We start from the raw sequence: 19,210 nt of genomic DNA on the forward strand, positions 1-19,210 counted from the left end.
CGCACGTACAGTCAGGAAACGTCGAGATTGATGCGCGTCGTGAACTTGACTGTCTGCATCGCAACGAAGGTTGTGAACGACTTGATATTCTTGTCAGGGAAAAACGCCCTTTCAGTGAAAGCTCCATACTCTTCCATCGAATCCGTATTGACGACCAATATGAAATCGGCTGCCCCGGTCACGTAGTAACATTGCGTGACCTCGGGATAGCCGCTCATTCGGCTCTTGAAGGTGTCGAGCAGAGGAAGGTGTTCCTGTTCCAGAGCGACGAGCACAATTGACGTCACCCGCTTTCCCGTGACCGACGGGGCTACGATCGAAACATCAGACATGATTGCGCCGCTCTCGCGTAGCCGCCTTAGTCGACGCAGGCAGGATGTCGGCGACAGGCCTACACGCTCCCCAAGCTCTTCCGAGGTCTGCTGATTGTTCTCCTGAAGCAACATCAGCAACTTGAGATCGAGGCGATCGAGATCCGCGCGCGTGACGGCCATCCGGACTTCCCTCAAGATTGCAACTTTCCGGCACCGAGGAATGAAAAACGGCGAATTCCGCCGCCGGCACGTCACATTATATGCGCGAGCAGTGTCGGAGCAAGTGTCGTCATCAGGTAAAGGGAGAGCAGCTATGGTGGACATCGTGAGACGCAGACTTCTTCAAGGCACCGCGCTCATCGGAGGCCTTGCGGCGACGCGCTCGCTATTTCCGGCTCCCGCGATCGCTCAAATTCCAAAAGGCACCGGCGAAGTCGTCGTCTATGACGGCGGCGGGTCCTGGGGTGAAGCAAAGCGGATAGCCTACTTCGAGCCTTTCGAGCGCGAGACCGGCATCAAGGTGATCGCGCAACCTCGCACCGATACGGGAGCTGTGCGCGCGAGCGTTCTCGCGGGGGCGCCTCGGTATGACGTCACGATTCTGCCGGGTGGTAAGGCGCCGACATTCGAGCGAGATAATCTGCTGCTCCCGATCGACTACGGCTATTTCGACAAGTCCGACCTGGAGGCGTTTAGTCCTGTCAAGGTCGGCAAGTTCACCGTGCCTGCGATCGTCTATTCACTCTTCATCGCGTACGACGCGTCGAAGTTTACATCCAATGCACCGAACTCGTGGGCTGATGTCTGGGATGTCCAGAAATTTGCAGGCCGACGTTCGTTGATGGCCGGTACCTGGGCCTCCGATGGCGGGACGTTCGAGGCGGCGCTGATGGCGGACGGTGTTGAACCCTCGAAGCTCTATCCAATCGATTGGGATCGGGCGTTCAAGAGCCTCAGTCGCATCAAACCGAACATCGTGAAGTGGTGGAACAACGGGGCGGAAGCGCCCCAGCTTATCATCGACAAGCTCATCACAGCTGGCAGCGCCTGGAATGGCCGGGTTTCCGCGGCGAACGAACAGGGGGCGAAAATCGGCTACACCTGGAATCAGGGTATCTTGCAATACGACTGCTGGGTCGTCTTGAAGGGTACCAAAAACGCGGAAAACGCGTTCAAATTCCTCGCCTTCTCCGCGCGAGCCGAAAACCAGGCGAAATTCGTGCAGCACATACTATATGCACCGCCAAACTCGCGCGCCTACGACTTCATCCCGTCCGACCGCACCAAACTTCTGCCCACCTCGCCGGATGCGCGCAAACAGCAGTTCGTGCAGGACTATGAATTCTGGAACGCTCGGTCCGCTGGGGAGCGCGCGAACAACGAAATCGCCGTGGCTCAGTGGGAGCGATGGCTGGCTGGTGCGCGGTAGGATCGGGATGTCGAATTCGAGCGCAACCATAGAACCCAGGCGGAGCTGGTCGATTGGATGGGACAAGCTCACGCCTGTCCTGTTGCTTCTTCCGATCGTGGTGCTGTTCGCGTTCGGCTACCTGACGCCGCTGTCCCAGCTTGCGCTCAAGAGCCTGCAGTCGGATGGTGGTTGGTCCCTCAAGAGCTATGTCGAAATCGCGAGCTCTTCCTCATTCTTTTGGATCGTGCTGAGGACGCTCACGCTTGCCTTAACGGTGACCGGCATCTGCCTGGTGATCGCATATCCACTGGCTTATACGATCTCTCGATGTTCACAGAGAGTGGCGACGCTTTTGCTCTTCATCGTCACTCTCCCGTACCTCACAAGCGTCCTCATCCGAACATATGCCTGGATCGTTCTGCTTAGTCCCAACGGGCCGATAAACAAGGCGCTTCTCGCGCTTGGTGCGATTTCCGAGCCGCTCCAGATGGTCTTTAATTCCATCGGAGTCTATATTGGCATGGTGCAGGTCCAGCTCCCGCTTATGGTATTTCCTCTGTATGCGGCGCTGACACGAGTCAATCCGAATTTGACGAGAGCCGCACAGGGCTTGGGAAGTCCACCATCGGATGCATTCCTTCGCATTACGCTTCCGGCATCGATGCCCGGCCTTGTCAGCGGATGTACGCTCGTTTTCCTCTCCTGCCTGGGATTCTATATCACGCCGGAGCTTCTTGGCGGGCCGGACGACTATCTTATTGCGCAAGGCATTAGCCTTAGAGTCCTTATCCTCGGAAATTTTAGCGAGGCGGCCGCGCAATCCTCTCTGCTCTTGCTCGCAGTCGTTGTGATCTTTCTTATATTTCGGCGGCGCATTGCGGAAGAGCTCGACGACCGCCCGGGATCGGATGTTATCCCTACATCGAGCGTCGTCGACTTGCGGTCTCCCGTCAGACGACCATTCGCAGAGCGCTTGTCCTCGCTGTCGCACGGTCCCATTTTACGCCTGCACGAATTTCTGTCTAAGATTCGTAAGCCGCTACTGTACGCGTCAGCAGGATTCGCCCTTCTCCTGCTCGTCCTCCCCTTTGCGGCGGTCATTCCGCTGGCGTTCAGTGACGCTCCGTATCTGACGTTCCCGCCGCCAGCCTATTCGCTTCGGTGGTTTTCTCGGCTGTTCAGTAACACCCAATGGCTGGATGCGCTGAGCTTCAGCTTGCGCTGGGCGGGCTTGTCGGCGCTCTTGAGTGTTGCCGTTGGCGTCCCAGCCGCCTTCGCATTGGTCCGTCATCGCTTTTTGGGGCGACTTCCGATCTACCTTCTTCTGATCTCGCCTCTTATCGTTCCGCATGTCGTCATGGCCGTCTCGCTCTTCTTTGCGCTTGCGGGATCTCCGTTGATCGGCTCTCCCCTGGCATTCGCACTCAGCTACACGATCATCGGAACGCCATACGCTGTCGTCGTGATGATTGCCGGCTTGAAGCGCTTCGATCGTAACCTCGAGCGGGCGGCATCGAGTCTTGGCGCAGGCCCGATAACCACCTTACGGACCGTGACTTTGCCTCTTCTGTTTCCAACACTCGCGAGCGCGGCGATATTCGCCTTCATCGTGGGCTTCGACGACGTGGTGTTTGGCCTTTTCCTGAGTGGGCCATCCGCGACCCCGCTGCCTATGCGAATGTGGGACAATATCCGCCTGGAGATCAGTCCGCAGATCGCGGTGATCGCTGTCTTGTTCCTGGCCGTGCTGGTTCTGCTTTGCTTATTGCGTCTCTTCGTCGGAGCAGCCCTTGAAGGACGCCGGACGCAGGTTTGAGCTTGACAATGAAGATGACGACTTTGAGACGCGTCGCATCGCATTGGCACACGGGTGATCTCGTTGGTGTCGCTGGGCAATAGTTTAAGAGCAGAAAGTTGTAACATGGTTCGCGATCTCACCTTCTCTGTCGACGAGTACAGGCGGCGATTGTTGTTGGTTCAGGCGCTGATGGCGGCTCGTCGCTTGGACTGCGTTATTCTCGATGAACCGGAGATGATGGCGTGGCTGTCGGGCTACACCGTCTCCGAGAACCTTTGGCGTACATGCGTCGTGCCGGCCTCGGGCGAGCCCTTCCTTCTGGTTCGCAAGCTCGATATACCGCCGGCGCGCCAGCGGAGCTGGATGGAAGATATCGTCGGCTTCGGCGACTGGGATGATCCGCTGGTCGCCCTGGTAGATGCCTTGCGCGAGCGGAGCATCACCCACAAGCACATCGGTGCCGACTTTCAATCGAACTCTTTCACCGTTCAGCGACACAATCGCCTTCGCGAGCTTCTCCCTGGCTCTGACATTCGCGATCTCGAACGCTCTGCATGGAGCCTCAGAGGACGAAAGTCGGCCGAGGAGATCGCCCACATGAAGCGCGCGGGCTCCCTTCTGGACAGCGCCCTGCAAGCGACCGTGAGGGAGATCGAACGTGGAAAGAGCCAGCGCGATGTCGCGGGGGCCGCTGCAAGCGCCTATTACAAACTAGGGTTTGACGATGGCTTCGTCGGTCCGCTGAATGTCGGATCGGGCTGGGACTCTCTACACGGATTTCTCGAAGAGCGACCTCTGGCGGACGGTGACATCGTTCACATCGAGCTCCTGCCTCGCCTGCGCTTCTATACTGTTCGCATCATGCGCTCTGTCATCGTGGGGCGAGCAACCGATGAGCAGAGGACGGCTGCGGAGACCCTAATCTCGCTACAGGACCAGCAAATTGCTGCGCTTCGGCCTGGTGCGGCAGCTGCCGACGTCGATCGCATCGTGCGGGAAGGGGTTGTGGCGGCGGGTTTGCGTGATTCCTACGACAATATTACCGGCTATACGCTAGGAGTGACGCCGCTCGTCTCTCAGCATACCAGTGATCTATATCGGTGCTTCACTCCCCACTCGGACTGGGTGATTGAGGAGGGCATGGTCTTCCACATGTATACCTCGGCCGCAGGTCTTGCGATGAGCGATTCCGTCGTCGTGACCAGGAGCGGAGGCGAACGACTGACCAAGACGCCACGCCAGATCTTCGAAACGGACGCAAGATGACAATCATTGCAGCGATGACCGCCGAGCATTCGGCTAGCATTCCTCTGTCCAGCAAGGATAAGCGGGGCGCGGTATCGGTCGACGCGATCACCAAGATGTTCGGTTCGGTGAAAGCAGTCGACGGCGTCTCGTTGTCGGTAGAGCCCGGCGAGTTCGTCGCCCTGCTCGGATCCAGTGGGTCCGGGAAGTCCACGCTCCTGATGATGGTCGCGGGCTTCGAGACTCCTTCTTCGGGCGATATCAAGCTTGATGGCGTCCGGATCAACGATGTTCCCGGACATCGCCGTGGTTTTGGAATGGTGTTCCAGAACTATGCACTCTTCCCGCATATGACCATCGCGGAGAACATTGCGTATCCTCTTCGTAGACGCGGTATGAGCGGGCGCGATGTCGAACGTGAGGTTACGAAGGCATTGAAGCTGGTCGCGCTCGACGGTTACGGTGCGCGGCTTCCAAGCCAGCTTTCGGGAGGGCAGCAGCAACGTGTCGCGCTGGCCCGTGCATTGGTGTTCCGTCCACCTCTTCTGTTGATGGACGAGCCGCTCGGGGCTCTCGATCGCAAGCTTCGGCAGCAGCTCCAGATGGAGATCAAGCTGATCCATAAGGAGGTAGGCAGCACCATTATCTTCGTCACTCACGATCAGGAAGAAGCCCTGTCAATGGCCGATCGCGTGGCCGTTCTTGAGCATGGCCGCCTGCAGCAGTTCGGATCTCCTCGTGAACTCTACGAGGAGCCGGCTACGGCTTTCGTCGCTGATTTCATCGGCGAGACGAATTTCTTGCCCGCCGAGCTACGCCGGTCTGGCGAGAATGTTGAAGTAGCAACGCCGGATCTCGGGCTGCGCGTTGACCTACGCAAGGAGCAGGTGCTCTCTCAGCAGGATCGAGGGCTGCTCGCGGTGCGCCCCGAATTTATCCGTTTGGAGATCGATGATGAGGGCAAAGCGACGGTGCTGGAGTCCGCGTACACCGGCACAAACCAGAGCGTTTTGGTGCAAGTGGGCGGGCTGAGGCTGACCGCGCGGATTCCGGTCAAGCCAGGACGGCCGCTATTCCAATCCGGTCAGCGGGTCCGCGTTGAGATCGAAGCTGTGCATACTCGCGTGTTTCCGGCCGCCCGTTGAGCTCCCTTTGGCGTAAGGAGTTGCCCTAGATGAGCCGGAACGCCGCAATCTCGCGCGCGAGAAGCCATCTCGATTCTGGAGACTTCGAGACCGTGCTTTCGCGGCTCGTCGCCGTTCGTTCCGAGAGTCAGAATCCGGAGCGAGCACTTCAGATAGTCGCGTATCTCGACGAACTCCGCTGCATGCTTGAAGAGCTCGGCTGCGATTGCCAGCATTTGACTGCTGCAGGCGCGGATTTTCTGTACGCACAGCGCAGAGAAGCGGGAGCGTTACTGACGGTGCTCGGATATGGGCACGGCGATGTGGTTCGAGGAATGGACGAATCGTGGGCCGCAGGAATATCGCCTTGGCGCCTCGCAAAGCTCGGTGATCGCTGGTATGGCCGTGGTGTCGCCGACAACAAAGGACAGCATACCATCAATATTGCCAGCCTCCGCGCTGTCCTCGAGACGAGGGGGCGGCTGGGGTTCAACCTGAAATACCTCATAGAAATGGGCGAAGAGGTCGATTCGCCTGGCCTCCGCGAACTATGCACGGCGCACAAGAACCTCCTCTGCGCCGATCTTTTCTTGGCGTCTGACGGACCCCGTCTATCCGAGCATCGACCTACTATATTCCTGGGCTCGCGCGGATGTGTCACATTCGACATCTCAATTGACGCGCGCGAGAGCGCATATCACTCGGGCAATTGGGGCGGTCTGCTTTCCGATCCTGCAATCCAGCTTGCGCATGCCCTGGCCACGATCGTCTCTCCGACCGGCCGCATCCTGATTCCAGAATGGCTTCCAGGTGGGCTGCCTGACTCCGTCCGGAGGGTGCTTGCCGATTGTGTCGTTGACGGGGGACTTGGCGGGCCTGATATCGATCCGGCTTGGGGCGAGCCGGGACTGACTCCGGCAGAGCAAGTGTATGGCTGGTGCTCGTTTGATGTTCTCGCCGTCACTTCCGGAAATCCGCAGGCGCCGGTCAACGCCATTCCCCCGAGTGCTTGGGCACGGTGTCAGCTCCGCTTCGTGGTTGGCGTTGATCACGAGGATATTTTACCGTCGCTTCGACGACACCTCGCGAAGTCCGGTCTCGACATGGTGCAGGTGACACTTAGCCCAGACGATGGCATTTTTCTTGCCACGCGCCTCGATCCTTCGGATCCCTGGGCTAGGTGGGCCCAAGCATCGATCGCTCGGACGACGCAGAAATCGCCGGCACTCTTGCCCAATTTTGCAGGATCGCTTCCGAACGACATCTTTGCCAACGTGCTGGATTTGCCCACGTTGTGGGTACCCCATGCCTATCCTGGATGCCGGCAACATGCAGCCAACGAGCACCTGCCGATCGGACTCGCGCGTGAAGCTCTGGAGATTATGGCGGGGCTATATTGGGATCTTGGTGAGCCAGATACCCTGCCTTCAGTTCGACGAGGATGAGCTGATCGGCTGCGCTTTGCTGGCGCCCGTGGGCCGGGCGATCGCTTTTCCGCGAAGGTTGCCGTTGCGCATTTTCGAAGTACCGCTTCCCGGCTGATACGCCAAGCTCCGTCAAGGCGGCGCCGAGCGCCATCTTTGAATTCGCACGCTGAAGGGGGCAAAGCACATGGCTGATGCATCGGATCGTCATAGCTTCGCCGGCAAGAGTTGCAACTGCTGCGAGCTTGGTCCTGCTCAGCCGAGCCTTAAAGCTGCCGTCTCGAACCGAGTCGAGCAGGCGCTGCTGCAGGGTCTGTTTCCGCAGCCGATGTTGCGGCGCGAATTGTTGCGAAAGCCCTCGCACTAGCATTCGTGATCGAGTTCAGCCTCGGGACTGTCATTGCTGCACGGAGAACAAAATCTCACGATAGGACTCACGAGGGTGACCCATTGCCCCCTTGACTGAAGAAAGGAGCCATCTCAGATGTCCTCAACTGAGATATCGGAGGTCGAAAGCAAGAGAAACGACGGCGGCGCGCTCGATGCGCTGATCGACTTTTATCGCTGCTTCAACGCGCGGGACCTCGATGGTCTCGCGGTAAATTGGGCGGAAGGCGATGTGCCGAGCATGGACAATCCTATTGGCGGAATTCGTCGCGGTTGGCCCTCCATCCGTGATGGCTGTGCCAAGCTGTTTGGAGGAGCCGCAGTCGTGAACGTGACGTTTTATGACTTTTCCTCGCAAGGTGGAAGCGACTGGCACCTCTTCGTGGGGCGTGAGAAGGGCGCCTGCAAGACACCGTCGACTACCATCGACCTGCGCTTCCGAACTACGCGCTGGTCACGAGGATGAACGGCGTCTGGAGGCAGCTCCATCATCACGGATCGATTGAGGATCCCGCTCTGCTCGCCGAATATCAGCGAGCGATCTTCGGCTCTCCTCTACAGAAGCCGGTGTGAGGCCTCAAGCCAGCCCATCCCATGCAGGCTGGTCTGCCCAATCTGTGAATCGCTGACTTCCGAACCCGCATCTCCGCACACCGCGCAGCGAGAGCGTTGGGTCGCTCGCGCGGATAAGCCAGTCTCCGAGTTCAATTTGCGCGACGCGCAAGTAGAAGCGTAACTCCCAGGCTAACCATCACGGCGCCCGACGCCCGTCGCGTCTTGGCAAGGAATGACGGTCGCTTTGCAAACCCGGCTCTCGCCTTCGCAGCCCAATAGGTCACGATTAAGTCGACGCTTGTGTTCAGTACAACCGAGATGAGCCCAAACACGATGAACTGCGCGGCGACGTACGCGGTTGGGTCGACGAATTGTGGGATGAAGGCGAGAAAGAATGCGGTCGTCTTCGGGTTGAACGCCTCGACCACGATGCCTTCGCGAAAGGCGCGATGCGCCCCCGTCGTTTGAACCCCTGTTGGTTCGAGGACTCGGGCTTCGCGCCATGTCTTGATCCCGAGCCAGATGAGATACAGGGCTCCCGCGATCTTCAGAAAAGTGAACGCCTCCGCGCTTGCCATGACGAGCGTAGATATTCCGACGGCGCCGCCGAAAATGTGCACAAGCCCGCCGAGTCCGAGGCCAAGGCTCGATGCCAATCCTTCGGTGCGCCCGCCGGCAAGCGTTCGCGCCACGATGTAGAAGATGCCTGGCCCCGGCGTGATTGCGACAACGACGGCCGCTGCCAAGAACAAAAGGAGGGTCTGAAAGCCAGGCATCATTTACCCGTGATCGTGTTAATTTGGGAACTCTCGCCTCAGCCCTGAACCGGAATGAGCAGTCCCGCTTCTCGATCCCTCGGCTCCTCGCTTGCCGCAAGCCCGGCGGCGACGCGGGTGCGGTCAGCTTCGGGACGGTTCTGGCTCATCTTGCGCTTGCCTTCGAACCTGGTGACGGGAATGCGCACCCCAACGATCCCGCGCAACTGTGCTGCGATGTAATCGGCGGGAGCTTCGTCAACGGTCCAAGGCGTCGCGCGCGGCCTCTCGTGAATGTTCGTAAGGCGTGTGACAACCTCCAGCAAGCGTTCGGGATCATGGAAGAAATCAACCGGGCCATGGGCGTGGACAGCGATGTAGTTCCATGTCGGCACCACCTTCCCGGTTTCTTGCTTGGTGGCGTACCAGGAGGGCGTCACATAGGCTTCTGGACCCATGAAGATTGCGAGGGCTTCGCCGATCGGGGAGGCCTTCCATTGTGGATTGGCCTTTGCCACGTGCCCATACAACACGCCGCGCTCGCCTTCGGTCTCATCGAGGAACAGCGGCAGGGGCGTCGCAATTGGACCGTCTGCCGTGGCGGTGACCAAATTGGCCAGCCGAGCAGAGCGGATCGTCGCTCGGATATTGTCCAGGTCATCGTCCCTGAAGGCGGGGGGCACATACATAGTGTTTCTCCATTCTGCGCCTGAGATAACGCCCGCCTGGTATGGATGAAACTGCCAGTTACTGAAAATTGTGGTAGTCCAGTTAGCCGCGCCGCTATCGGCGTTAACGAAGCTGCTCCACCGCTTGAGCCAGCAGTTGACAGCCACGCTCGATCTGGCGGGGCTGCAGGGCGGCATAACCCATGACCAGCCCAGCAAGATCCGGCCGGCGCCCACCACCGGCATGACGTCGATCGAAGAGCGGAGAGACGGGGTAGATACCTACGCCCCTCGTACGCGCAGCCTCGATCAATATTGCTTCGGACGCCTGGGGCAGATCGCAAAACCAGACTACGACATGCAAGCCGGCTGCGGCGCCGTCGATCTGGATGCGATCGCCAAATCTGCGGCGTAAGGCATCGAGCAGCATTTTCCGACGCTCGCCATTGCGCCTTCGGATGCGATTGACATGGCTGTCGTAGGTCCCGGTCTCGAGCATCGTGGCAAGCGCCTCCTGCTCAAACAACGGCGTGTGCCGGTCGATGCCCTGCTTGGCGGCAGAGAAGATGGACTGTAGTTCGGGCGGCACAACCAGGTAGCCGATCCTCAGCGTGGGCGAGAGCGTCTTCGAAACGGTACCAAGATAGATGACGTTCTCGCTATCTTCGAGGGTGTGCAGCGGGGGAATGGGCTTGGTGTCATAGCGGTACTCGCTGTCGTAGTCATCTTCGATCACGTAAGCGTTGAATTTCTTTGCCCAGTTGAGTAACTGCTGCCGGCGCCCTATTGGCATGACGCTCCCCAACGGAAATTGATGCGACGGCGTCACGTAGGCAACGCGTGCTTCCGTCTTTGTGAGCCGCTCTGTGAGCAATCCGTCCTTATCGACCGGAATTGGCACAGCGGTAGCCCCCGTGGCCGAGAAGGCGTGCTTTGCCATCAAGTAGCCGGGATCTTCCATGACGAACCGATCGCCGGGGTCTAGCAGTAGACGCGCGCACAGATCGAGCCCCTGTTGCGAACCATTCACGACAATGATCTGATCGCTGTCGCATCGGACAGCCCTCGAGCGCCAGAGATAGCCCTGGAGCGCGGCGCGTAACCGCCGACATCCGCACGGATCGTTGTAGGCCAATCTTTCGGGCCGCTGCGTAATCGCGGCAACCACGGCCTTTTTCCACGCGAGCACGGGGAAATCCGACGGAGAGAGGTCGCCATACCGAAAGTTTGCCACGAGGTCGCGAACTCGCTCCTCCGGCCGCGGCGCTGTCTGCCTCACACGCTCGCCATACATCGACAGCCGCACCCTCTGCGAGGACGGCCGGGACTTCGTCCCGGTGTGCTCCATTTCAGCAACAGCTCTTGCAACGCGCGGGCGGGCGCCATGACGGATATTGATGAAACCCTCGGCCGCGAGTTGTTCGTAGGCGACTGTCACGGTGCTGCGAGATACGCCGAGCTCGCCGGCAAGCCCGCGAGACGACGGCAGCAGGCCATCGGCGCCATAAACGTGCCCCAGGATCTGGCCCTTGAGGGCGTCGTAGATTTGACGTGCTCCTACGCTCCCAGTGCCCTTTGGCGTGGACGTCTTCATCTGGCCATTCAAAGTGAGTTAGTGTTGCTTCGCAGTTGGGCTAGTCTGTAGGCTTTCTTGCTGAATGCCAACTAACTTTGCCCAAGTCGGAGAATGGAGCAAAGAAACCTCAATAGGAGGCTTCTTGTCGAGAGCCGCATGCTTGAGAATCGAACGTTGTCGCTTGCAGCCGCGGCATTGCTGCGATGGCGACTTGCGGACCATTATGGCCCCGAACTTGCGTTTCCTTTCGGTACTTCCGCGAGTACCGATGTTCTTGCCCAATCCGAGGTTCGCACGAAGTTGAACTCGCTTGAGAACTCGCGAGTGACCCACGCGAACGACGGATAATACGTTGGTTTGATTGGTGTGAGAAACGCGGATCGGGAGCAACTGAGTTCAGCGGCCGCGGCGTTGAAAACTTAAACCTAACTATCTCCCCAAAGTCCTGTCATGGACGCGAAGGGCGAGAATTCCACGCCCGGATCGGACCGAATGGACGCGGTTTCCGCCAAATATCCATCTCCGATATGTAATCGCCAGGCCCTTTGGGCGCCTGAATAGCCAGCTATCCGCGGATCGTTCCAAAGAGTTTCAACGCGGCCGCGAATGTGTACCAGATCACCGGTCGAAAAATCGATGAAGAGCAACGCTGCATATGGATGGACTGCAAAGTTGTCCAACGTGTTGAAATACAGGTTACCGGAGATGTCAGGCACAGTTATCTCGTGATCGCTGGCAACGACGAATCCGGGGCGTCCGCCACGATGGGATATATCGCAGTCATAGGTGACGGGCACTCCGTCCTGTGCCGGAGTGCAGGACGCCACAAAGAAAGTTTCCGCGTTCTGAATAACATGCTTCACCCGATCGTTGAGCTGTTTGAATTCAAATCTCGGCTTCTGGCCTGACCCGAGGCCATCCACGGTTATGCCTTTGCGGATCTCGATGTATTTGGCACAATTGCGGAAGCTTTGATGCACGATAAGCTCAAAGCCGTCGGCATCGACACTCACAGTTCGTCCGTTGAGCCTGTTTCGCCGTCGATTGGTCAGGTCTAGACCTAGCAGCCCCAAATTCGCACCAGCCACCAGATTCTCGTTCAAGGGGTTGTCCGCAGATCGGCCAGCCCTTACCAGCAGGCGCGTCGGATCTGGCGACGATATGAACCCTCGCGGCCCAGTCAGGACCGATGCACTTGGCCGCCCGTCCTTGTCGGCTGACCCGACAAAGACATAAGTCAGGTTGGTGAAGAAATCCCGATGCTGTACCGGCATCTCCTTTCGAATTGCCACCTTTGCATGCTTGCGGATGTTGTCATCCACACCAGCCCGCCGCTGGACTTCTAGTTCACCCGAGTGAAACGGAGACGAAGCGCGTTCCGGCACCATGATGCACTCTCTAGGAGCCTGCTATCGGGGCGCTGGCGGCATTGACTCGAACTTCGGCAAAGCCTCGATACGCTCAAGCCATCGAACGATGTTCTGATGGGACTTCAACGAGACGCCGCCTTCCGGTGCGGCGCGCGTATAACTGTAGCATGCGATGTCAGCCACAGTGGGCAGGCCGGTCTCCACGAACTTCCGTTCTGCGAGATGCTCGTCCATCACCTTGAAAAGCCGATCCGCCAGCTCGATGGACCGCTCACGATCTACCGATCGTCCAAACACGGTGCCAAGACGAGCGGTAGCTAGGCCAAACGCGAGCGCGGGCCGGCAGCGACGGAGAGCTTACGCGTCTCAAGGAAACCCAGACCGAAACTCGCGAGAGCGAGTTCGATCTAAGGTCGCGACGTTGCAAGATTGAACACTACCATACGCGCGTGAATATATCCGCGCCCTTCAACTTGCTAGGCTTGCCGTTCTTATCAACGTAGAACAGCGTCCATGACGTTGGCATCTGAGGCCCGTTAACTTTTCCAACCCACTGGGTGAAAGAATTGCACTGGGCAAAAGTAACAACAAAATATAGTCCGGTTGGACGAACGGCTCCCGATGCAGGATAAGGGATACCCTGGCAAGCAAACCCTTGAGCATGGTTTGTGAAAGTCCCTTGTATTGACCCGCTATTAACGGACCAAACAAACAGTTCTGAACCCCGTTCATTCTTCCAGTATGAGGGAGCAGGAAGCCCTTGCGCCCTGGCTTCGGCGCAAAGCAAGCAAAACTGAGCGATCAACAAAAATCCCAGAAGTCTCTTCATATTGAAGCCCCAAGAGAGTTCGCTTAAAAGTAGCAACTTAGATAACTAATTTGGTATAACTTGAGGTGACGTTCGCTGCTCTTTTCTCGCATTCGACAACGGAATGCGGCGCATATTCACGAAATCGGGCTGGATCGCGGCGAAGTCAGCGTCCCTCGATCCCAGCGGCCTTGCTTCCCTGCGTCGGTTCGCCTGGGCGGCCGAGCTCGAGCCGATGCTCGGTTATTTTGGTGAGGCGCGCTTCCTACGACGGGGCGGGTCCTACTTCTTGATCTGCACCCGTTTTGCGGACCCGCCGAAGACAATGGATGCATCGGCGACGTGCGGGCTACGATGCTCTCACCCAGATCGTCGATTGATGGTGCCGAATGTAAAAGGGCGCTTCACCTGCAGCTGCGCGACGAGGTTCTGATCTCGCTACTTCGCAACGCCATTGCTGACGCGGTGATAGCGAGATTGCGGTCAGCACCCGTGCTTCACGGCAGCTCTTGACGGTTGCCCGTTATCACGTCAACGAGAAAGACCGATGAATGGGAGTGGCAAGCTTAGGATGATGGATGTGATTGATCAAGCGAGCGCCTCGGAGTTGCCACCCGTCTTACACAAATCCCCACGACGTTTTTCCTGGATTCTCGCGATCGTGGTCATCTCCTTTGGTCTGTGCGCCGGGGCAGCCTACTATTGGACTAACATCGAGGCAGTTTTCGCGACATCGTCGGTGCGTGAAGCTGCCTCAACACCAGGCTTGCCACCTGAAGATAGGGAAGCTCTCTCGGAGATTCGATCAGGGCAACAAAGGACGAGAGATGAACTTGCAGAGCTCAATCGCAACATCGGTGCGCAACAAGCCGATTTGAAACGGATGGCGGACCAGATCGAGGCGCTCACCGCGAAGATCGAATCTTTGCAGAATATACCCGCGCCTGCCTCTGTGCTGTCGGCTCCTTCTCCGCCGGCCGCCCATCCCGCTTTGAGGCTAGCGAAGAGAGTGGTTCAACCATCTAAACCAGAAGGGCCAATCTCGGTCGGGGGCGCGCCACTGATTCCTGAGCCCGGCTCCGACCAGCGTTGATCCAGAATACGGCTCTGGCGTGGACTGATTTCGTGGTCATAGCGCTCCTGACATTGCGAGCCCTTGGCCATGGCTCGGTTGATGGCTCTGTGCGTCTAAAATGAGTGCCTGCGCATTCGGTCTCGCTCCATCCCCCCCGAGACTCTAACTGCCGCTGGATGAAAGTTCAGTGGCAGGTCACTCCTTCGTCAGGCTAATCGCTGTCGCTCGGGGATGCTGCTCATGCACCCTTGAAGCAAGACTCAACTTTCAGGAAAAGTGGGGACTACGCTAGGCCAATGCCACGGCTATCCTTCGAGTGCCCGGTGCCGATGTCCAATTGTTCACCGCATGCGCCCAAGTTAGGTTGTTCAGAATAACAAGGTCCCCTGGTTTTAGCTTGAGAATAATCTCGTCACAAAAAAGTTTCTCGTAATCGGCGCCTGAACACCAGCTCCGTCCTGCATTAACGGGGTCCAGTTGGTGCAACTCAAATCCGTCCGGCGGGAACTTGAGAAGTTCGCGCTCCTGCAACATCCGAACGAAAAAGTGAAGACAGCTTTGGTCAACACTACCAATGTTATCCCAAAGGACATTCACGTCCCGCCCTAGGAGAAGGGAAAAGCTTCTTTTCGGCCTTGCCATAACAATCGCCAGCAAAAGGCCCGGGATCTCGGATTTCACCTGGGCTACTATTTGGTCATCTGGTTCCAAATAGTCATCCGGCGAGCTCAGACGATAAAGTGCTTTTACACGAGTGATCATGCCGCGAGACAATGGTTTTGATCCAGGTAATATTTTTGTCGTTTTTTCTCGTAAAAGTCCCCATGCCTCACTTGTGTCGTCGATGTTCAATAGGATTGTTTCTCCTCCGTCTTTACTATTCTCGAAACAATAAAAGCACGACAACTGCATATTAGATATTCTATCTCCTTCGGAATGCGGGGTGACAAACTGATAATCATCTCGGGAATTAACGCTCATGAAGTAGTTGTTGATCCGCCGTCGGTGACCAAGAAAATCGGAAAAGCCGGCCTCCAGCTCTAGCTTTTTTTGCAATCCCAGTTCACCGGCAATTTGATGTACGAGGCCGTCCGCCCCGCTCGGTGAGACTTTACGAATCAAAATGACACAGTCTCGTCTGAGTGCCTCGATCACGGCAGTCACATCCAAGCCGCTGCACCCAAGGGTCAACAGCATGCGCCGATGTGAGAGATCAGGAGTCAGTTGTGGTTGCGACATTCGCCGTGGACCCGTTCTTCGTCGCTTTCGTCGCCTCACGAGCAAGGGCCGTGCCACAGACGTCAGCGGGCATTAGGCGAAAACGCCGAGCCCCGGCCAATCTGCGAAAACGCGATGCGTGGCGAACTTTGCAACATGAGCGGAATCCCTGCCGCAGGACCCTCTCTCACTCGACGAGCAGACCACCTGGAGAAAGCAGCGGCGAGCATTTCGGCTCGCAAAGGCAATTCGGGCAAGGCGCGGGCGCCCGATCTTGAGTGGTCGTCGCTGTTGACGGCGCGTGCCGTTGTGTTGAGCTCTGTTCGTTCGAGGCGTTAATGTCCCAAGCCCGACGGCATGACGGCAAAATTCTGGCAGCCCGGCGAGAAGCGTTGTTTTCTTCAGAATGAGCTCGCAGAAGGTCATTGGCGCGTCTGTTACTTAAGGTGAGCGCCAAGGAGGTTCTGCTGTACGCGCGGTGATGACGGCGGCTGTTGCAGAGCTTCCGACGACTTTGCGGACGCCCATGCGGTGATCGTCGCAAATGACGTCCGTATTGTTGTGCTGAGCTGTGTCTGGTTCAGGACGTCGATGTCCCAAGTCCGACGGCGGCATTCCGAGCGAGGCGCGCGTTGTTTCTTCAGGAAACGCTCGCAGTACGTCATTGGTATGCCGATTGCTTGAAATGCGGGGTGATCCGTTACGGCCTTCATCGTAACCCCTGTCTAAGAGTTCAGATGAAACTTGCTACACCGGTTGGCTCTTGCATCTTTGTTGGTGGTGGTACGCTAGCTATTAGATGTGCTCAGCTAGTGATGGAGATGGGCCACGTGATCCGGGCGGCGCTGTGTGCCGACGCCATATTCCGCGATTGGGCCGCTCTCGCCGATATCTTGTGTGTGACGAGCATTGAAGAGCTATCTGCGCTGCTCAACGCCGAGCCAGTCGAGTGGATATTTTCCGTTGCCAATCCGTTCATATTGCCAGCAGATGTGTTTGGGAAAGCGCGTAGAGGCGCTTTCAGTTACCACGACGCTCCCTTGCCGCGATATGCCGGAACTCATGCGACGTCTTGGGCGCTTCTTGCCCGAGAGACCGAACATGGCATCACGTGGCATCGTATCGATCACGGTGTTGATACTGGTGAGCTGGTCGTCCAACGCCAAGTGTTGATTGCGACGAGCGATACTGCGCTGACGCTGAATCTCAAATGTTATGAGGCTGCTATCGATGGCTTCCGCGAGCTTCTAACTGGCTTGACAAATGGAGAGCTTAGTGCTCGTCCGCAAGCGCTAGCGGACCGAAGCGTTTTCCCGAAAGGTCGACGCCCAGATGCTGCGGGCTGTCTGCGATGGGATCGATCCGCACAAGATCTGGAAGCGATGACGCGCGCCTTAGACTTTGGCCCGTATCATACCAATTCATTGGGGTTGTCCAAGGCTCTCGTAGGCGATGACGTTGTCGTCGTCAGGCGCTTGGAGGTGACGGCTCGGCGCTCGGGCTTTGCTGCGGGGTCTTTAGTTGAGATCCACCCCAGCCACTGGCGTGTGGCGACAGGGACAGAGGATGTTGATGTTTGGCTTAGCAGCTTGGATGGTAAGGCTCTGGATGCGCGGGCACTCGCGAGGCGTTCTGATTCCCATGTAGGCGACCGCCTCCCGATTCTGAGCGATGACGAGGCGCGGAGCATAACGGTTGCGCATGAAATGTTAGCGCCTCGTGAGAGTTTTTGGCGACGGCGGCTTGAACAGTTCAAGACATCCCAGCTTTCCTTTTTATTGTCTTCAGTAGCTTTGGCTGCACCTCAATGGCAGTTGAGTTCATGGCGAATTCCAGACGCTTTGGCTGAGCTGTCTCCCAGTAATCGCACGGAATTCTTGCTAACGGCTTGGCTGATCTACCTAGCCCGCACCACGGGAGAATTAGAGCTTCAATTGGGATGGACTCCCGCATCGAGTGGATCGCGAGCGGGCTTGAAAGCGCTCGAGGTGCTTGTCGCTTCTGTTGTGCCGATGGCAATTACCATCGATCTCGACAATGATTTTGCAGAGGCGCGCACGGTGGTGGCGGCCGAATTCGCTCAGCTGAAGGAGCAGGATAGCTTCGCGCGAGATCTTATCGCGCGCTGCCCAACGTTGCTCGGTATGGAGGCGTTACGATCGCGCCGGCCCTGGCCCGTTGGCGTTATGCTTACTGTAAGTGGCGAGTCTGCCACTGGTGACCTAGCTTCGAGCCCGACTTCTGAGGCAGCCCTGCCCGGTGAGGCGTTAACATTTGAGGTTTGCGCTCTAGATGGGAGCTTTCGATGGCACTTTGATGCAAGTCGCTTGGAGCCCAAGCATATCGACCGTATGACCCAGCATTTGCAAAATTTGCTATGTGCTGTGAAGGCAGATCCGCGGCAGCCGGTGGGGCAGATTGAACTCTTGTCATTCGCTGAGCGCGCGTACCTGCTGGAGGAGCTGAACCGGACGGCATCGGCCTATCCGTCGGACGTGTGCATCCACGAGCTGTTCGAGGCACAGGTTCGCCGTGCGCCGGACGCAGTGGCGGTGGTCCATGAGGAGGAGCGGCTAAGTTATGGCGAGCTGAATGCGCGGGCCAACCGCCTGGCGCATCATCTGATCGGGCTCGGGGTCAGGCCGGACCAACCGGTGGCGATCTGCGTTGCGCGCGACGTGGCGATGGTGGTCGGGCTTTTAGCGATCCTCAAGGCGGGCGCGGCGTACCTGCCGCTGGACCCGGCCTATCCACCGGCGCGGCTGCGGCAGGTTCTCGACGATGCGGCGCCGCGGCTCCTGCTGGCCGATGCGGCCGGCCGATCCGCGCTGGGCGCCGATGCGCTGGCCGATGTGAGCGTGGTGGATCTGGAGACGGCCATGCCGGCGTGGGCAAATCTGCCGGCGTCGGATCCGGACCCGCGTGCGCTTGGCCTCACCTCACGCCATCTCGCCTATGTGATCTATACCTCCGGATCAACAGGCACGCCCAAGGGGGTCATGGTCGAGCATCGCGGAGTGGTGCGTCTGGTGGCGGAGAACGATTTCGTCGAGATCTCGCCGCAGGACGTTTTTCTCAACGCTTCCTCGCCGACATTCGATGCGACCACGTTCGAAGTCTGGGGAGCCTTGGCGAACGGCGCCAGTGTTGTGCTCTATCCTGAACGCTATCTCTCGACGGCAACGCTGGCCCGGATCATCCAAGACCAAGGCATCACTATTGCTTGGATGACTGCGCGGTTGTTCGACGTCTATGTCGGGGAGGGGCGGAGCACCAGTGGGCTGCAGCAACTGCTGGTCGGGGGCGAAGAGGTCTCAGCCAGTTCCATCAGAGCATGTCAGAAGCGACATCCGACGCTGCGAATCTCAAATGGCTACGGCCCGACCGAGAACACCACCTTCAGTCTCTGCTACCCGGTGCCTGCTGGCTTCGATGGCCAGCAACGGGTGCCACTGGGACGACCAATCCGGAATTCGGTGGTC

General features: G+C 58.1%; 15 protein-coding genes and 1 pseudogene. 8 read left to right on the forward strand and 8 right to left on the reverse strand.

Annotated features, from left to right (window positions below):
• Positions 1-11: 11 nt before the first annotated feature.
• The gene (locus tag CWO91_RS24505) at positions 12-494 is read right to left on the reverse strand and encodes an Lrp/AsnC family transcriptional regulator (RefSeq protein WP_091893989.1); all 483 of its coding nucleotides are present in this window, start codon (positions 492-494) and stop codon (positions 12-14) included.
• 133 nt (positions 495-627) lie between these two features.
• Here CWO91_RS24505 and CWO91_RS24510 point away from each other — a divergent pair, with 133 nt between their 5' ends.
• The 6 genes and pseudogenes from CWO91_RS24510 to CWO91_RS24535 all read left to right on the forward strand — a co-directional run bounded on the left by CWO91_RS24510 (position 628) and on the right by CWO91_RS24535 (position 8,276).
• Positions 628-1,743, forward strand: coding sequence for an ABC transporter substrate-binding protein (locus CWO91_RS24510; RefSeq protein ID WP_165405677.1), 1,116 nt, complete (start codon positions 628-630; stop codon positions 1,741-1,743).
• A 7-nt stretch (positions 1,744-1,750) separates the two neighbouring features.
• Positions 1,751-3,541: an ABC transporter permease subunit gene (locus tag CWO91_RS24515; RefSeq protein WP_165405678.1), complete on the forward strand. Its 1,791-nt coding sequence runs from the start codon at positions 1,751-1,753 to the stop codon at positions 3,539-3,541.
• A gap of 66 nt (positions 3,542-3,607) precedes the next feature.
• Complete coding sequence (locus CWO91_RS24520; protein WP_245471351.1) at positions 3,608-4,789, forward strand: M24 family metallopeptidase; 1,182 nt, start codon at positions 3,608-3,610, stop codon at positions 4,787-4,789.
• The gene (locus CWO91_RS24525) at positions 4,786-5,913 is read left to right on the forward strand and encodes an ABC transporter ATP-binding protein (protein ID WP_130217033.1); all 1,128 of its coding nucleotides are present in this window, start codon (positions 4,786-4,788) and stop codon (positions 5,911-5,913) included. Before CWO91_RS24520 ends, CWO91_RS24525 begins: the two co-directional genes overlap by 4 nt.
• A gap of 29 nt (positions 5,914-5,942) precedes the next feature.
• Positions 5,943-7,337 carry a M20 family metallopeptidase gene (locus CWO91_RS24530; RefSeq protein ID WP_130217035.1) on the forward strand — a complete coding sequence of 465 codons (1,395 nt, stop codon included), beginning with the start codon at positions 5,943-5,945 and terminating at the stop codon, positions 7,335-7,337.
• A gap of 463 nt (positions 7,338-7,800) precedes the next feature.
• Positions 7,801-8,276 (forward strand): annotated as a pseudogene (locus CWO91_RS24535) (YybH family protein).
• 131 nt (positions 8,277-8,407) lie between these two features.
• Here CWO91_RS24535 and CWO91_RS24540 read toward each other — a convergent pair.
• From CWO91_RS24540 to CWO91_RS24565, 6 genes are all read right to left on the reverse strand, one after another.
• Positions 8,408-9,034, reverse strand: a complete 627-nt coding sequence (locus tag CWO91_RS24540; protein WP_130217053.1) for a LysE family translocator — start codon at positions 9,032-9,034, stop codon at positions 8,408-8,410.
• Positions 9,035-9,072: 38 nt separating this feature from the next.
• Positions 9,073-9,702, reverse strand: a complete 630-nt coding sequence (locus CWO91_RS24545) for an FMN-binding negative transcriptional regulator (protein WP_130217037.1) — start codon at positions 9,700-9,702, stop codon at positions 9,073-9,075.
• Positions 9,703-9,805: 103 nt separating this feature from the next.
• The gene (locus tag CWO91_RS24550) at positions 9,806-11,275 is read right to left on the reverse strand and encodes a PLP-dependent aminotransferase family protein (protein WP_130217039.1); all 1,470 of its coding nucleotides are present in this window, start codon (positions 11,273-11,275) and stop codon (positions 9,806-9,808) included.
• Between the two features lie 407 nt (positions 11,276-11,682).
• Complete coding sequence (locus CWO91_RS24555) at positions 11,683-12,645, reverse strand: pyridoxamine 5'-phosphate oxidase family protein (protein ID WP_130217041.1); 963 nt, start codon at positions 12,643-12,645, stop codon at positions 11,683-11,685.
• 21 nt (positions 12,646-12,666) lie between these two features.
• Positions 12,667-12,861: a hypothetical protein gene (locus CWO91_RS45475; RefSeq protein ID WP_130217043.1), complete on the reverse strand. Its 195-nt coding sequence runs from the start codon at positions 12,859-12,861 to the stop codon at positions 12,667-12,669.
• A gap of 202 nt (positions 12,862-13,063) precedes the next feature.
• A complete protein-coding gene (locus CWO91_RS24565) occupies positions 13,064-13,456 on the reverse strand; it encodes an avidin/streptavidin family protein (protein WP_130217045.1) in 393 nt (130 codons plus the stop codon).
• 550 nt (positions 13,457-14,006) lie between these two features.
• On the opposite strand from CWO91_RS24565, the gene CWO91_RS24570 reads away from it, so the two are divergent.
• Complete coding sequence (locus tag CWO91_RS24570; RefSeq protein WP_165405679.1) at positions 14,007-14,528, forward strand: hypothetical protein; 522 nt, start codon at positions 14,007-14,009, stop codon at positions 14,526-14,528.
• Between the two features lie 270 nt (positions 14,529-14,798).
• On the opposite strand, the gene CWO91_RS24575 is transcribed toward CWO91_RS24570, so the two are convergent.
• Positions 14,799-15,680: a hypothetical protein gene (locus tag CWO91_RS24575; RefSeq protein ID WP_130217049.1), complete on the reverse strand. Its 882-nt coding sequence runs from the start codon at positions 15,678-15,680 to the stop codon at positions 14,799-14,801.
• A 785-nt stretch (positions 15,681-16,465) separates the two neighbouring features.
• Here CWO91_RS24575 and CWO91_RS24580 point away from each other — a divergent pair.
• Positions 16,466-19,210 (forward strand): AMP-binding protein (locus CWO91_RS24580; RefSeq protein WP_165405680.1); only part of this gene is annotated, 2,745 nt, incomplete at its 3' end.

The sequence above is a fragment of the Bradyrhizobium genosp. SA-3 genome (assembly GCF_004212635.1).
In the GTDB taxonomy this organism is placed as follows: domain Bacteria; phylum Pseudomonadota; class Alphaproteobacteria; order Rhizobiales; family Xanthobacteraceae; genus Bradyrhizobium.

What these genes read in the sequence shown, in the direction of transcription:
- CWO91_RS24505 (WP_091893989.1), bottom strand. Translation starts at nt 494, where the DNA reads ATGGCCGTCACGCGCGCGGATCTCGATCGCCTCGATCTCAAGTTGCTG.
- CWO91_RS24525 (WP_130217033.1), top strand. Translation starts at nt 4,786, where the DNA reads ATGACAATCATTGCAGCGATGACCGCCGAGCATTCGGCTAGCATTCCT.
- CWO91_RS24515 (WP_165405678.1), top strand. Translation starts at nt 1,751, where the DNA reads ATGTCGAATTCGAGCGCAACCATAGAACCCAGGCGGAGCTGGTCGATT.
- CWO91_RS24550 (WP_130217039.1), bottom strand. Translation starts at nt 11,275, where the DNA reads ATGAAGACGTCCACGCCAAAGGGCACTGGGAGCGTAGGAGCACGTCAA.
- CWO91_RS24570 (WP_165405679.1), top strand. Translation starts at nt 14,007, where the DNA reads ATGATGGATGTGATTGATCAAGCGAGCGCCTCGGAGTTGCCACCCGTC.
- CWO91_RS24510 (WP_165405677.1), top strand. Translation starts at nt 628, where the DNA reads ATGGTGGACATCGTGAGACGCAGACTTCTTCAAGGCACCGCGCTCATC.
- CWO91_RS24530 (WP_130217035.1), top strand. Translation starts at nt 5,943, where the DNA reads ATGAGCCGGAACGCCGCAATCTCGCGCGCGAGAAGCCATCTCGATTCT.
- CWO91_RS24540 (WP_130217053.1), bottom strand. Translation starts at nt 9,034, where the DNA reads ATGCCTGGCTTTCAGACCCTCCTTTTGTTCTTGGCAGCGGCCGTCGTT.
- CWO91_RS24555 (WP_130217041.1), bottom strand. Translation starts at nt 12,645, where the DNA reads ATGGTGCCGGAACGCGCTTCGTCTCCGTTTCACTCGGGTGAACTAGAA.
- CWO91_RS24565 (WP_130217045.1), bottom strand. Translation starts at nt 13,456, where the DNA reads ATGAAGAGACTTCTGGGATTTTTGTTGATCGCTCAGTTTTGCTTGCTT.
- CWO91_RS24545 (WP_130217037.1), bottom strand. Translation starts at nt 9,702, where the DNA reads ATGTATGTGCCCCCCGCCTTCAGGGACGATGACCTGGACAATATCCGA.
- CWO91_RS45475 (WP_130217043.1), bottom strand. Translation starts at nt 12,861, where the DNA reads ATGGACGAGCATCTCGCAGAACGGAAGTTCGTGGAGACCGGCCTGCCC.